The sequence below is a fragment of the Bradyrhizobium tropiciagri genome (assembly GCF_001189845.1).
GTDB classification, from domain to species: domain Bacteria; phylum Pseudomonadota; class Alphaproteobacteria; order Rhizobiales; family Xanthobacteraceae; genus Bradyrhizobium; species Bradyrhizobium tropiciagri.
Map to the genome: position 1 here is coordinate 99472 of NZ_LFLZ01000002.1, position 14026 is coordinate 113497.

Consider the following 14026-nt stretch of genomic DNA (forward strand, 5'->3'; position numbering starts at 1 on the left):
TCAGCCGGCCCCTGAACTATTCACAGACATTGGACGTATGCGCATACCCGCGTTTGGATTCCACTGGGCCTTGTCCTGGCCCAGGTGGTTCAGGAAATCATCGAGCCATTCCTGCGAACCGTTCGCGGGTCCAGAGGCGAGATGGCCGACGGTATCGAGATCGCTACCCCAGTTGATGCTGGCTATTTCTTTTGGCTTGTCTGTTGTCCGCGATGAGTGATGCGTCGATGCTGACGAATCCGCCTCCGTCGCTGCGCTTGGTCCCGGACTGCCGACCAGGCTCGCGGACAGCGAGACGAAATATCCGCCAAGATCCGTATCTTGGCCATGGCCCGTCTTGGTGTCCGGCTTGATGTTTTCGGGCTTGAGGACAATGTTGGAGGGCAGGGTAACCCCCGCAGGCACATCGGTGCTTGCGAACGGTGCCACCGGTCCGGCCACCGTCGCCGTCGTCGGCAGCACGAAGGTCGCTGCCGGCAGCGTGATCGCGGGGTGAGCGGCGGACTGCTGGACGATGATCCCGCTCTGCAGCACGGCAGTCGGAGCCGGCTGTCCTTCCCCTTGGGCCGGTTCCGGCAGACGACGCTCGCCGACCTGAAGGGTGTCGCCTGCAACATCATCGCCGCTGTCTTCGGCAAATCGCATGGCGTTGCCCATCTCGTGGACCAGCGTGGTGAGCAGGTCCATCCGACCGGCAGCCGGACCCGAGGACGAGGCCTCGAACACGCCGTTGGCGAGCCGGATGGTGAATTCGCTGTTGTCGCCCGGCGTCGGGTCGACGAACCAACCCCATCCGGCCGCGTCGCCGTCGAGTACGATGGTGTTGCCGGTCGTGGCACCGAGCAACTGACCCGGAAGATCGGCGATCAACACCGTGACCTGATCAAGCACCGAAAGCCGCGGATCTGTCGGCCCCAGGGCATCGATCCACACCTGCTTTGCTGTAGCGACGATGGCAGCCAGTTGATCGGCGGTGACCGTGGCGACATCCGTTGACGGAGGCGCCGCAAGCGCCGCCGATTGCGGCGTGCCACCGCCAGCATAGGCAACGTCGTCGCCGCGGATCAGCACGTTGTCGAACGAGGCGTTGCCGTTGCGCGCGTAGAGCCCGACGCTGCCGTCATGCACCAGGCCGTTGTAGTTGAAGCTGAGGACGCTCTTGCCGTTGAGCACCACGTTGACGTTATTGGTGACTGTCTCGCTCAGCGCGACGAGCAGGCTGTAGTCGGTACCGGCGGTGATGGTCGCAGTCGCGACCGCATCGACGTACCAGATGCCGTTGCTGCGGTGTCCGAGGACGACCTGATTCGTGCCGGCGATGATTCCGGCATAGATGAAGTCGTTCGACGACGTGTAATCGAAGATCAATCCGGCAGATGTGCCGGCCTTACTGGCGTTTACCGTCGCCGAATACTCCACATACGACAGCGGCGCCACGGCAAGCTGCCGCGTCGTGAGCGCGACGTCGTTTGCAGGCGGTACCGCAAAATAGCGCCCGCTCGTGCCGCTCGTCGTGGTCCAGGTTCCGTTCTGCGGCACGAAGTTGTTCGCAATACCGTCCGAGAAATCCTCCAGGAGCGAGTAAGTCGGAGTGAACGGAAGCTTCTGCACCGAGTAGGACGTGACGTTGGTCAGCGAACTGTTGGTGCCGAGGCCCAGCGTTCCCATATTGAGCGGGTTCGTGAACGTATAGGAGAGCGAATAGCCATTGAAACTGATCGTTGCGGTCTCGAAATTCGAGGCCAGCATGAAGGCGGTCTGCTTGTTGGTGCCCAAGCCCTTGACGCTCAGGGTGGCAAGGTCGGTCCATCCCGACGCTGTTCGTTGACCGATCTTGATCTGGTTATTGATGACGTCGACGCCGGCATATTTGAAGTTGTCCGGTGCCTGGTAATCGAAGATGACGTAGCTGTTCTGGTTCGCGCCGCCATAGCCGACCTTCGCCGTGACGGACACTTCGTAATAGGTCGGCAGCCAGGCATCGAGATCGAACAGAGTGATATTGTCTCCACTCACCGTGCTCAGGCTGTTCGAATAGGCTGCGCTGGCGACGCTCCAGGTGCCCGCGGCCACAAACATGCCGGTCGGCGAGCTGTTGCCGGTAAAGTTTGCGCTGCGCAACACGTCGCGCTGCGTGCCTGGTGTGTTGCCGGCCTGCGGATCGGTCGGTGCGCCGGTCTGGCCGTGCCACGCGCTGTCTTGCTGCAGCACCAGACCGAGCTCGCCGGCAGGTTCGCCGTTGCGGCCGGGGTTCGGATCGTTCTTTGTCGGCAACTGCGGTATCGCGCCGCCGTTCAGATCCGAGAAGCGGGTCGGATCGATGCCGTCGCTCAGGGATTCCGCATACAGGAAGCTCTGCACGCCGGGCTGCAACGTGCGGCTCACGGTGGCCATGCCGAACTCGGAGAACGGCACCAGATAGGAGTTGTATTCACCGACCCAGTCGATCAGGCGATCGCCACCGGTATTCGCAATCAGGACGTCCTTGCCGGCGCCACCATAGGCACGGTCCTCATAGGTCGGCTGCGTGACCGGCACGTTGTTGAGCCCGCCATTCACCGTCTGGTCGTCGACCGCGTTGAGCAGGTCGTTGCCCCAGCCGCCGTACAGATGGTCTCGGCCGGTCCCGCCGACCAGCCAGTCGTTGCCGTTGTCGCCGAAGATGGCATCGCTGCCGTCGTTGTACGCCGCAGCGTAGGCGACGGTCTGGTTGCCGTTCTGCTGCGACGTTCCGCCGGGCACATACACGCCCGAGTTCTGATTGAAGTTCAGGAAGAACTGTGCGCCGGTCGGCGTGGCGCCCGCAGCCCATTTCGAGGCCGTTCCATCCGCATTGAGCAGGATCTCGCGCAGCGGATCGTTTTCGTCGTAAAGCGCGAACTCGCCGGTGCGCCCCGCGATCTTCGGATGCGTGAACTTGCCGTCCGGGTCGGTGGGATTGAAGGCCAGCACATTGCCCGGGTTGAACGGATGGTAGTAATCGATCTCGTAGAGGCCGATCGGGGTGCCATCCGCCGCGTATTTCGGCGCAAAGGACAGCGGCAAAGCTTCGGCGCCGGAGATCGCGTCGTCGCCCGAGCCGCCGTGCATCTCGTCGTTGCCGAGGCCGCCGAACATGATGTCGTCGTAGTGCATCGTCGTCTTGCCGTCGGAGTTGGGCTCGTTCGGCTTGGCACCCGCGTAGGAGAACTCGTCGCCCGTCGGCTGCGTCCCCTTCCAGTTGGGATCGGCGCTGAACGGCGTAATGTCGACCGTATATTTCATCACGCCGCTGACGTTGATGGTGTCGGTCTGCATATTGCCGGGCGTGTAGATGTATTCGTTGAGCGCGTTACCGTTGCTGTATTTGGGGTCGCTGTCGGTCGGCAGCAGCGGCGTCACGCCATACAGCGGCTCGCCGAGGCTAACATTGTAGTTTGCAGCCGACGAGGTGGCGCTGAGGCTGTTGCGGCTCACAAAGATGCGGCCATCGTCACCGAGCATGCCGTCGTCGCCGGTGCCGCCCGACATCCAGTCATTGCCGTAGCCGCCGATCATCGTGTCGTTCTGGCCCTCGCCATACAGCCAGTCGTTGCCGACCTCGCCATAAATAACGTCATCACCGTTCTCGCCGTGGATTTCGTCGGCCGCGCCGATGTCGCCATGGGCATTGGCCGGTTTGAGCGGATCGGCGCCGTTGAAATCCGGTCCGCCCGGCGAGTAGTCGAGCAGCCTGACCGCCCGCACGACGATCTTGACCGTATCGTCATACGCCACCACGCCGCCGCCGGTCGTAACCTTCGACAATGTGATCGCCGGATCGTGGGGACCGCTGTCGTAGTTGAAGCGCAGGAAGCCGTTGTAGCTCTGCACCACAGTCGAAATGCCGGTCGTCGTCAGGTAGGCGTTCATCGTGAGATTGGCGACCACCGCCGATCCGACCGGGGGCGCGACGATGCCGTTGACGCCGACCAGGCGGATGATGTCGCCATTGTCACCGACGATGTTGTCGGAGTCGTTGGCGTGGCCGTTCGGGTTTGTCGTGATGTTGATGCCGCCGTTGCTGGTATCGACGGTTGCGTCTCCGGCCGCATTGAGCGCGATCGCGTTTCCGGAGCCGCCAAAGAGCAGGTCGGAGCCGTCCGGCCGCAGGCTCGGGCTCTTCAGGCTGAACATGTCGGAACTGCCGCCGACCAGATCGTCCTGGTTCTGGTTGCCGAACACGATGTCGTTGCCGGCATTACCTTCGATGTAGTCCTGGCCGTCGGATGCGCCGTCGAACGACGGACGCAGATTCAGCGCGTTGTTGACGTCACGGAACGGATTGCCGGCGATGTTGGTGCCGAGACCGACACCGGTCACGCCGACGCGCCCGCCCTTCGTGTCGGCCGGATCGACCGCCATGATGCCGTTGCCGAGATCCTTGATCAGGTGCGCGACATAGTCGATCGAGCCGTCGCCCTGGATTACGTCGTTGCCGGCTTCGCCAAACAGCATGTCGTCGTTGGGACCGCCGGCGATGTAGTCGTTGCCGTAGCTGTTGGCCACGGTCACCGAATTCGAGCCGCCCGGCACCGTGTCGTACATCGTGATCTGGTAGTCGCCCCAGTTGGCATGGCCGCGCGGATCGGCCTGCGGGACGCCGTTGGCGTAATCCAGCCCGGCCGCTGCCGTGTCCGTGGCTGCGCCGGTGCTGTAGATCTGCGTGCCGCTCAGCGTCTCGAAGCGGAGGTTGGCATAGTTGCCGAGCAGCCCTGCCCCGGCAGTTCTACCGACCAGACCGCGGGTCAACGTCACGTTGTCGCCGAACACCAGGTCGCGACCCGTGCCGCCGTCAAGCGCATCGTTGCCGGGACCGCCGATCAGAATGTCGTCACCGCCATTGCCGTAGACCGTGTTGTTGCCGCCGACCTGCCGCGACTGGCTGCTGATGACCCGCGCCAGCAGTGTCGTCTCGATGCGCTGTGGCACCAAAGTCAACGGTTTTGTGGTGTCGCGGGCGCCGTCGGTCGTCTGCGTGATGTCGCCGAGCGCACCGAAGATCACGTCGTTGTTGTCACCGAAGACATCGGAGCTCGTCACGCCGACGCCCGGTGCTTCGCCGTAGATCAGGTTGCTGGCACCCGAGGTCAGCGGGTCGAGGTCCGGGGCGCCGGAATTGCCGGCGGCCTGCGCGACCGTCAGAACGCGGGTGATGACATCGACGTTGAAGCCGCTGTCGCCGTAGATGTGGTCCTGGCCCCGCTCGCCAAGGATCGTGTCGTTGCCCGAACCGCCGGCGAGATGGTCGCCAGCCTGGCTGCCGATGATGGTGTCGTCGCCGGCGCCACCATAGGCGGTGATGCCGACGGTCGGCAACTGTCCGTCCGGAATGCCGGCGAACAGGTTGTGCGCGTCGATGACGTCGTTGCCGTTGAACGTATACTGGTTGGCCAACGGGAACACGAAGAAGTCGGCGCTCTGCCCGAGCCGGTTGCGCTCGACGATCGTGCTGGTGAGGTTCACCTTGGCGTCGCCGCTGGAGGCCGTGTTCCCATGCAGGAACGCCAGGAAGCCCGGCTGCAAGTCGATCAACTCGAGCGTGTCGTGCTTCGCCAACGCACCCCAGCCGATTGCCGCCGTGACCTTCGTCTCGCTGACGACGTTGGTCGTCAGCGTCAGCGTCTTGCCGTCGCCGCTGATGCTCTGGATCGTCAGTATGCCGTTATTGTGAGCGGTCAGCGCTACTGTGATCTGCTCGCCCGGCAGGAAGCCGTCGAGCAGCCAGCTGCCACCGGCGCGGCTCAGCGTGTTGCCGCTGAACGTGAGGCCGGAGATCTCCTTGCTGTCGGCACGGCCGCTGATCGCCGCCGTGTCCGTCTCGGTGGTCACAACGTTCTTGGCGGTCAGGGTCAGGATCTGCGCCGTGACTCCCGCCACTTCGTATTTGCCGTCGTTCTTCGCCGTACCGGTGATCGAGATCGTCTGCCCGATCACGAAATTGTCGGTGATCCAGCTCCCGGTATCGGTGCGGGTGATGGTGTCGCCGGCCGGGTTGGCCGCAAACGTAACCGGATACTCCGAGCCGACCTTGGCGACGGTGCCGATATCGATCGTGATGCGCGCACTCTCGCTGCCGCCGACCGGTGTCGGGATCAGGCTGTTCGCTGCATTGAGCGTCAGCGTCTTGCCGTCCAGGCTGACGGCGGTGATCGTGAAGTTGCTGTTGTTGTAGGTCGACTGCGACACCGCGATGGTCTCGCCGACGGCGAAACCGTCGGTGATGAAGCTGCCGCCATCGAGCCGGGTGATCGTGTCGCCCGAGCCGCTGCGCGCGAAGCTGATCTGGTTATAGGTCGCGCCGAACGTGATCAGCCCTTCAGTGACGAAGCCGGGGTCGAACGGGGTGTTGTTTGGCAGCCTGATCGACGCGGTGTTCCATTCCTTGACCGTGTGCGTTGCCGTGCCGGTGCCCGCAAACGCCGGCGTCAGTCCGCCCAGCGTCAGCGTCAGATCGTTCAGCGTCTTCACTTCGCCGACGGCGACGCCGTCGATCGTCACGAGTCCGTCGACCTTGTAGCCGTCGGTGACCCAGCTGCCGCTGGCGCGCGTGATGGTACCGAAGGCGCCGTCGGCGGTGTCGAACGTGCCGAGCGTCACACTGACGGTGTCGCTCGGATTCGTCGCGCCTGGTCCTGGCGTCGCCATCGTGAACGCCTGGTTGTCCATGTGCGGCATCGGCTTGCCGCTGAACTTGCCGAGCGAGGAGGCCTGGTACGACTTGCCGGCGTACCACACGCCGTCCTGCGTCGTGTCACCATAGACGACGAGCGGCGACCCGATGTTGATGGTCATCGGAACGGCCGCCTGCCGTGGCAGGATAGCGGTCTGCCCGGCCTGCCCCGAGCCGGCCAGCAACAGCGTGTCGTTGGTGGTCTTGGTGGTGGCGAAGCCGGTGACCAGGAAGTCGCCGGTCAGTTCGACCGTCATCGGTTCCGAGCCGACGGTCGGGACCACCGTGTTCGCTGCGGTCAGGATCAGCGTCTTGCCGTCGGCGCTGACCCCGGCGATCGTGAAGCTGCCGTTGTTGGTTAGGCTGCCATTGGTGCTCGTGGTGCCGGACAGCACCATCGTCTGGCCGGCCGCGAAGCCGTCCCTTGACCAGTTGCCGCCGTCGTTGCGGGTGATCGTATCGCCCGCCGCACTGCGCGCGAAGGTGACGTTCGGGAAGCTGAACTCAGCGGTGATGGAGACCTGCTGGCCGACCGCGAAGCCGCTATCGCCGTCCCACGCCTTGCCGTCGCCGCGGACGATGCGATCCTGCGTTCCGGCCGGGTCGGTGTTGACCGGCGCGCTGACGGTCATGCTGCCGTTGACGAAGTCGCTGCTGCCGTTGACGGTAATGTCGTCGCCGCCGACGCGTATCATTGCAACGGTCTGGATCGCGGGCAGCTTGGTCAGATCGCCGCCGCTGAGGTCCAGCGTCGCGCCGTTGTTCTCGAATCCGGTGACCATCCAGGCTCCCGGCTGACCGCCGATCGCCACCGGCTGGCCAATCACGAAACTGCTGTCGGCGGCCCAGCTCTTGCCGTCCTTGCGGGTGATCGAACTCGTCGTGACAGTAAACGGGCCGGCCGCCGCACTGGAGACCAGATACCGTCCGGTGACCGCCACGGTGCCCGTGACGTTCACCGTCGACGTCAGCGATATCCCGCTGAGCAGCAACACGCTGCCATAGCCCGGGCCGTAGGTGCCGGAGCTGCCGTTATCGAAGCCGGCGATCGTCGCCGTGCCGATGTTGACGGGCTTGCCGTTTCCGCCCGGCAGATACACCGAAACCGTCTGTCCGGCGACGAAGCCGAGCGAGGCCCACGGCGAGCCGTCTTCGCGGGCAATCCGGACGAAGCCATTGGCGGTCGAAACATCGAAACTGCCGGTCGTCTGGGTTCCGATCTGCTGGCCGCTGTTGACCTGCAGATAGTCGGTCACCGAGATCGTGCCACTGAACCCGGTACCGGTCGTCGTCGGCAAACCACCGACCTGCTGCAAGGTCAACACGCTGTTCGCACCGTGCGCCACGCTACCGATGCCGACCACCGTGTACGCGCCGGTCGAGCCGCCGTCGATGCTGAGCATGACCTCCTGGCCGATGGCGAACCCTGCCGTGACCCATGATTGAAGATCTTCGCGCGACAGCGTGTAGACGCCGGCCTGGCCTGCGACGGGCGCGATATCGAACGCGGGCACGTTGGCATTCACCTGCAACGGCGCATTGCCGCCGCCATGAATGGTCGTGATGCCGCCATGCTCGGCGGTGATACCGATCGTGCCGTCCGCGTTGTAATCCGGACCAGGGATCAGCGTGCTCTGCACGTTGAGATTGTCGTTGCCGCTACCGAGGAAGATGTTCAGCACCTCGATCGTCGAATGACTGCCATCGGTGGTGAACTGTCCGGTCTGCGGGTTGACGCTGATCGTTCCGTAGCTGATGCCGAGCGGATAGATCAGCGGTTCGCCGAAGGTCGGCCCATTGCCCGCCAGCCGGGTGAAATCGAGCACGCCGGTGCCCATCCCGAAGCCGTTGAGCGCGGTCGAGGTCAGCGTGCCGTTCTCGCCCGCCAACGAGCCGTCATTGTAGATATTCAGCGTGTCGATCGCCTGCGACTCGGGCGGCTGCGGCGGGATGTTGAACAACGGCCCGTTGGCCTCGCCCGGCAGCAGCACCGCCGGCACCAGCGACACGTCCTCGGCGGTGGTGCCGCCCTCTACCGACAGCGGACCCTGGATGCCGTCGAGCAGATGCGCCATCTTCGGGAACGCGCGCAGGTTCTGGTGTCCCGGCTGGATGTCGAAATACGGGTCGCCGATCAGCGGCACCGTCACCATCTGGTACCAGACGGGAAGACCGGGGTAATTTACCGGATCGGGTGTATCGGGATAGTTCGCATCGGGCTTCGCCTTCGGCGGCGCGAAGGTAACGACCGCCGCCTCTTGCGTGACCGTAACGTTCGCTGCCGTCACCACGGTGCCCTCCCCGCCGAGCGGACGGCCGCTATAGGGCACGACACCACCGGGCGCGGCCGGATGGTCGGTCAGCACCATGACGTCGAGCTTCTTCGCGGTCGTGCCGGTGATCAGGTCGACCTTCTCGATCAGATCGCTACCGCCGATCCCCTGGATATCGACGATCTGGCCCTCGAGGAATCCATTGTCGAGCCAGCTGGTGCCGTCCTTGCGCGTGAGCGTGTCGAGCATCTTGTTGATGCTGGCTGCCGTGTAGGTGCCGGCGGCGGGCGTGACCGCCGCCGTCAAAGTCAGCGTCTTGTCGGTAACGCCGCCCGCTCCGATCGTGAAGAACGCCGGCGTCGAAGGCGCGGCGTTGGTGCCAAGCTGGGTGTTGTTCGAATTCAGGATTTCAATGATCTCGCCCGGCGCGAAGTTGTCGTTCACGAAGCTGCCGATGTCGCTGCGGGTGATGGTGTTGCCCGATATCGTGATATCGCCGGTGAACATCAGGAACGGCATGCTGCCGACCGCGTAGGTGACGTTGGTCGCTCCGGACGCGTAGATGCCCGTGTCCTGCAGCGAGTCGATCGTGGCGACATTGTAGGTGCCGGCGGTCGGCGCACTCGTCAGAGTGATCGAATTCGCGGTGACAGCGTTGTCGGCGCTGCTGATCTGATAGTCCGTGGTGACCAGGTTGGTGCCGAGAATGCGGATCTCCTGCCCGGGCAGGAAGCCATCGTTGATGAAGTTCAAAAGTTCCGAGCCGGTGCCCAGGGTGATCGTATTGCCGCTGATCACGATGTTGCCGGTGAACAGCTTCGTCGGCTGCTTGCCGCCGATCTTTGTCAACGTGATCGTGGCATCGTTCTCGTTGATGTCGGTCTGCCCGTCGGTCACGATCGCGATGCTGACCGGCGCCAGTGGCACGCCCGTCAACCGCATCTTGTAGCTGTCGCCGGTCGCGGTTGGCGGATCCGAAGCGGTCTGCGCGGTGACCAGCGTGCTGCCGCCACTCTCCAGCAGGAATACGCCCGGCGTCTCGTCGTCGAGAATGCGCGCATCGATTGACTGCGTGCTGTCCAGCCCGTTGTTGACCGATGCGCTGTTGTATTCGCTGTCGGTCGTGTTCGGCACGCCGTTGATGGCAAACGTCTTGGTAAAGTTGCCTGCCGTGACCGTATTCGCGACCGTCAGCGTCAGAGTCTTCGAGTCGAGGCTCGCGATCGTATACGTGGTGTCGTTGGCGCCCGCGCCGGTGATCGTGATCTGCTCGCCCTTCGCAAATCCGTCGAACAGCCAGCTTCCGCCCGCATCGGTCCGCGTGATCGTGTCGCCCGTGGCGCTCTGCGCAAAGGTGACGGGCAGCGTCTTCTGGGTGTAGATCGATTGGATGATCTGCGTGTCGCTCGGGTTCTCCGGAGACTGGTCGTTGATGGCGTTGATCGACACCAGCACCGGCTTGTTCCAGTTGGTCGAGTCGAAGACGATGTGATAAGCGCCCGGCTGGTCCGAGTAGGCCTGCAGGTCCTGGACGAAGCGCGGGTCGGATGAGCTCAAGGTGGCCCGGCCGTCCTGTGCGTTGACGGTCACGGTCACGTTGCCGACCGGAGCCTTGGTCAGCTCGATCGCATAGAGATCGCCGACCGCGGTCGTCGCATCGCCCTCCAGCACAATCGAATTGTTGTCGACGACTTTGCCCGCATATTGCGGCAGGCCGCCCGAGCTGAACGGATCGAGCTGCGTCACCTTGACCGCCGCCAGGTTCACGTCGTGGATGTTCACCTCGACGTTGCTGACGAGCGCATGGTTGTACGACGGGTCGTCGCTCAGCACCGTGTGGCTGATCACCACCGTCCGGTCGCCCTCCGGCGTGCCGTCGTTCGGCGTCCACACGTGAACGATCTGCTCCTGGTTCCAGTTGGAGCTGTCGAATTCGAGCACGAGCGATCGCGCCGGGACGTGCACCAGGGTGCCGTCGATCATGACGTCGCGGTCGTACGCCGCCGGCGCCACCAGGACGCCCGGACCGACCTGGCTGGTCGCGAGCCACACGCTCTCGCCGCTGCCCTGATTGTCGATGATGTCGCCCGCGCCCAGGTAGCCGTTGTTGCCATGAGCCTCCTGCTCGGCCATCGCTGCCGAGACGGTGACGTAGACATGGGTTCCGGCCACCGGCGCGTGACCCAGGCGAATGCCGTAGATGTCATCGCTCTGGCCTTCGGTCACTTCGGTGGTGCCCGGGCTTTGGTCGCCGGCCACGTTCTGGTCGATGATGACCTGGCCCTGCTGCGGCCGCGCGACGCTGAGGCTGATGCCATCGGCCACCAGCCCGTTATAGGCCAGATCGGCCGACGTGACGCGGTTGTTGATCATGCTGCTGGTGCCGTTGATGTCGCGCGAGACGACATCGCCCGCCACATCACCCGCAACGTTGATCGTGTCGTTGCCGAGCCCGCCGACGACACGCACCGCCATGCCGGGCGCCGTGCTCAGCACGTCGATCGTATCGTCGCCTTCAAGCGCGTTGACCTCCAGCACCTGAATGTTCTGGTAGGTGACGGTCAGACCGGCGCCGAAGATGCCCTTGTCCGTTACGACGATGTGGTCGGCGAACTCGGTGCCGAGGATGACCAGCTTGTTGAAGCCGCTGCCGCCGTCGACGGAGACCGGCGCGTTGATGTTGTACTGGACCTGGTTGTCGCCGCCGCCGGTGCGGATGTCGGTTTCGGCGGCAGTCGAGAAGCCCTTGGTCAGCAGTGGCTTGGCGATCATCTGGACCGGGTCGACCCAGACGATGTCGTGGGTGATCGGGTCGGTCTCGGCAAGCGCAAACGCGCGCACCGTGAACAGATCGTTGCCCTCGTCGCCCTCGAGCCGCAGCGGCGCCTGGTTGCTGTAGACCGTGAATGTGTCGTTGCCGGTGCCGCCTTCCGCGACCAGCGGCGATGTCGCGCCGGCACTGAGCCAGCCACGCGTCGTCGCCACCGTGCCGTAGATGCTTTGCGGCGTCAGCGAATTGGCGAGCTGCGGGAACCCGTCGAGCCCTGCCGTTCCCGTCAATGGCGGCGGCATGGCTGCCCCGACCACAGAGCCGCCATAGGTATCGCCGACCGGCTGCGGGATCTGCGGCTGGCTGCCATCGCGCTGCAATCCGTAGATCTGGCCGATCTGGAAGGTATCATTACCGGCGCCGCCGTCGAGCGTCGTCGGTGCCGCGTTGTCGTCCACCGCGAAGTAGTCGTTGCCGCCCAGTCCATAGACCGCCAGGCGGCCGTTGATCGCGCTGTCGTAGTTGACCCGCTGCACCGACTGCGAGCGCACGGCAGCATTGGCATTCGGGTCAGAGGCCTGCGCCTGATTGAGCGTGCTTGTCAGCAGGCTCGGATCGTAGTCCAGCACCGTGACGAACGCCGTGTCGTCCTTGTAGAGGGATGGCAGAGCCGGGCTTTCCTGAGCGATGCCGGTCGTGCGCCGCAGCAGGAAGACGTCGTCGGTCCCGACATAGCCCGGATTGTCCTTGCCGTAGACCGCCAGATTGTCGACGCCGTCGGTCGGATCGCCGCTGTCGAGCACGTTGATGACGTAGTTGCGCAGGTCGCCGTTGGCGTCGCCGCCATGCGAGCCGGTCGTATTGATGACGTAGGTGTCGCTGCCGCCCTGTCCATCGAAGGTCAGTGTGTCGCCGCTCGCGACGCCGGCGGCGGTCTCTTGCGTGATCTTCATCGACTGCAGCTGGTTGACGACGAAGAAGTCCTCTCCGTCGTCCTTCTCGATCTTCACATCGTCCTGGAGGGTCTGCTTCTGCAGCACGTTCTTGGCACTCAGCGTCATCAGTGCCCCGGTCAGCGCGGTGATGACGTAGGTGTGGCTGTTGTTGCCCGTGCTGTCGATCAGCGAGCCGACGATCGAAATGGCGTCGCCGACCGCAAAGCCGTCATCGCTCCAGTTCTTGCCGTCCGAGCGCGCGATCGTGTCGCCGCTGCTGTCCGGCGTAAACGTGAGGTTGTTCGCGGCGGATGCAGCCACCGTAATCGCCGGCGGAGCGAACTGGCCGGCCGGTGTCGGCAGGTTGCTGCCGTAGACGCGGGTCATGCCGCTCGAATATTTGACCGACAGCACCGCGGCGGTGCCGAAACCCTGCCCTGGACCATCATGGATGATCTGGCTCTGGGTGCCCGGCATCTGCGATGCGGCGTCGCCGCTCTGCCCGCCCAGGAAGGTCTGGTCGAAATAGATCTGGTCGCTGTCGCCGTTGCCGAAGACTCGCGTCAGATTGGCGGCCGGGGTGCCGTCGGCGGCGAACGTTACCGCACCATGGGCGATCACGCCGCGCAGATGCATGACGGTGCCGTCGCCGGGATCGGTCGCATCGAATTCCGCGATGCCGCTCGAGATCTCGCCGGTGCGGAAGAAGTCGCCGTAGATGTCGATGTTCTTCGCCGCGAGGATCTGCGAATTCGCGTCGGTCGTGACGTCGTCGGCGACCCGCAGCAGAATCGAGCCGTTCGGTGTGTTGATCAAACCATGGGCGATCGACTCGGGTGCGTTTTCGAGGAACAGCACCGTGCCCGACCCGAGCAGGTTGAGATCCTCGCCCTGCGCCGGCGTCTCTCGCACGGTGAAGCGCAGATCGACCCCGCCTGTGCTGGCGGTGCCATCGCCGAGACCCAGGCCCAGCGCCTGCAGCAACACGACATTGGCGCCGAGCGCCGGATTGGGCGGCGTCGCGTCCCGCAACGCCGGATCGACGATGTTGCTTTCGGTCAGGTAGATGGCGCCGGTCGCGCGCGCACCGATCGTGCCGCCAATGGCATAGGCCTGCGAGTCGATCTCGAGGTCGTTGCCGCCGCTGGCATCGCCGATATTGCCGCCATCGGCGAACAGATCGATCGTGTTGCCGACGATGCTGGCGCTGTCAGCGCCAACGCCGTTTGCCCGCGCGTCGAGAATCGAGCCGCTCTGGGTCGCCAGCGACACGTCGCCCTTGGTCTCGACCAGGCCGATCTCGAGGTCGTTGATCGTCTCCGCTCCCAGAAGTTTGGTCGCCTCCGTCCCGCGCAGC

Annotated in this window: 1 protein-coding gene (cut by a window edge); it reads right to left on the reverse strand. The window is 64.3% G+C overall.

Annotated elements, in window-relative coordinates:
- A protein-coding gene (locus tag AKN84_RS02290; protein WP_050419167.1) for a hypothetical protein crosses the window boundary here: on the reverse strand, window positions 1-14026 show its 3' portion. 13229 nt of this gene lie beyond the right edge of the window; only the last 14026 of its 27255 coding nucleotides appear in the window; its start codon lies off the right edge, out of view; its stop codon occupies window positions 1-3.